The sequence below is a fragment of the Pseudomonas sp. NY15181 genome, assembly GCF_048068055.1.
In the GTDB taxonomy this organism is placed as follows: Bacteria; Pseudomonadota; Gammaproteobacteria; order Pseudomonadales; family Pseudomonadaceae; genus Pseudomonas.
The window spans coordinates 1-448 of record NZ_JBLUPT010000032.1 but is presented as its reverse complement, the minus strand read 5'-3'; the positions used below and the strand labels follow the sequence as shown (position 1 = coordinate 448).

Genomic DNA, 448 nt, shown 5'->3' with positions numbered 1-448 from the left:
CAGCCAGCGGTGCAGGTGGGCGTCGTCCGGGATCAGTTCCTTGACCTTGGCGTCGGTCTTGTAGATGTCCTGCGGATCACCGGACAGCGCAGCCCAGCGGAACGGGCCGATACCGCGGCAGAACAGCGGACGGATGTAGGCCGGAACGAAGCCGGGGAAGTCGAAGGCGTTGGCCACGCCCTCTTCCTTGGCCATCTGGCGGATGTTGTTGCCGTAGTCGAAGGTCGGTACGCCCTGCTTCTGGAAGTCCAGCATGGCCTGCACGTGGACGGCCATGGACTGCTTGGCGGCTTTCACCACGGCAGCCGGGTCGGTCTTGGCGCGGTCGCGGTACTGTTCCCAGGTCCAGCCGATCGGCAGGTAGCCGTTGAGCGGGTCGTGGGCGGACGTCTGGTCGGTGACCATGTCCGGACGCACGCCACGGCGTACCAGTTCCGGCAGGATTTCG

The 448-nt window shown here is 65.8% G+C and carries 1 pseudogene; it reads right to left on the bottom strand.

The annotated features are described in order from the left end of the window. Positions 1–448: pseudogene (locus tag ACNFBT_RS27195) on the bottom strand (urocanate hydratase); the annotation flags it as partial.